This window comes from Microcystis sp. LEGE 08355 (genome assembly GCF_015207185.1).
Classification (GTDB): Bacteria; Cyanobacteriota; Cyanobacteriia; order Cyanobacteriales; family Microcystaceae; genus Microcystis; species Microcystis panniformis.
Genome location: NZ_JADEXI010000805.1, coordinates 1 through 1,639, shown reverse-complemented (window position 1 = coordinate 1,639; position 1,639 = coordinate 1). Strand labels below are relative to the sequence as shown.

Here is a 1,639-nt window from a genome sequence, read left to right as displayed (position 1 = left end):
GCCAAGAAAGGTCAATTTCCGCCCCTAACTGCCCACTAATAGAGCATTCTGCCAGAGCAGTGGCTAAACCTCCCTCGGCGCAATCGTGGGCAGATTTCACCCAACCGGCGCGAATTCCCCGACGACAGGCCGCTTGTACCTTTCTTTCTAATTCAAAATCAATTACCGGCGGTTTTCCCGTCACCAAACCGTGAATAACGGCTAAATATTCGGAAGCGCCGATAGTTGGCAAGGAGAAACCCAAAATATAGATTAAATCCCCCGCTTTTTGCCAACCTTGGCCGCAAATTTGCCCGATATCCGGCACTAATCCCACCATACCAATCACGGGAGTGGGATAAATAGACTGGGGGCTGCCAGCTGCATCAACGGTTTCGTTGTACAAAGAGACATTACCCCCAGTCACTGGTGTATTCATTTCCTGACAAGCTTCGGCAATCCCCTGACAAGCAGTGGCTAATTGCCAATAACCGATTGAATTCTCTGGACTTCCGAAATTGAGATTATCCGTGACAGCAATGGGGTCGGCCCCAACACAGCTAAGGTTTCTGGCCGCTTCCGCCACGGCCAACTTAGCTCCGTTATAGGGATCAAGATAAACATATCGCGGATTACAATCTGTAGTCGCCGCTACACCTCGCCGAGAATTGGCGGGATTAGCACCCAGAGGACGCACGCGAATCACGGCCGCATCGGCTCCTCCGGGAAGAATAACGGTGTTATTCTGGACTTGATGATCATATTGACGATAAATCCAGCGTTTTGAGGCAATCGAGGGACTATCCAGCAGTTTTAATAAAATCTCGTTATGGGATTCGGGAATAGGAATCGTGCTATCTTGCCATAATTGAGCTTTTTGGGCGTATTCTGGCGGTTCTGTTAGTAATTCCCGATGATAGATAGGAGTATTATCCGCTAGGGCCGTGGCAGGAATTTCGGCGGCAATTTCCCCTTTAAATAATATACGGACGATCGGTTCTGCAATTACCTGGCCAGCGACCACAGCCTGAAGTCCCCAACGCTGGAAAATCTCGATTAATTCGCCTTCTCGTCCCGATGCTGCCACAAATAACATTCTTTCTTGGGATTCCGACAGCAGATATTCGTAGGGGACCATCCCAGTTTCCCGGACGGGGATTTTATCGAGATCTAATTCAATTCCCACCCCTCCCTTGGCTGCCATCTCGGAAGTAGAACAGGTGATCCCCGCGGCCCCCATATCCTGGGCCGCCACCACCGCGCCGGTCTTAAATGCCTCTAAACAAGCTTCTATGAGGGATTTTTCCAGAAAAGGGTCGCCCACTTGCACCGCGGGCCGGTCATCCATAGATTTATCGGTTAATTCGGCGCTGGCAAAACTCGCCCCTCCCATACCGTCCCGGCCGGTGGTAGAACCAACGTATAAAACCGGATTTCCCAGGCCTTTTGCCCCGGATTTGACGATTTCCTCGGTTTCCATTAACCCTAAAGCCATGGCATTAACGAGGGGATTGCCATTGTAGGCATTATCAAAGTATATCTCACCGCCCACCGTGGGAACGCCCACACTATTGCCATAATGACTTATTCCTTCCACGACTCCGGCAAAAATGCGACGATTGCGGGCATCTTGCAAGTTACCAAAACGAAGGGCGTTGAG

General features: G+C 50.6%; 1 protein-coding gene. It reads right to left on the bottom strand.

Annotation, left to right across the window (positions count from 1 at the left end; all coding sequences use genetic code 11):
• Nucleotides 1–1,639, bottom strand: a 1,639-nt coding sequence (gene purL / locus IQ242_RS24195) for a phosphoribosylformylglycinamidine synthase subunit PurL (protein ID WP_193961708.1), incomplete at both ends; no start/stop codon positions are given.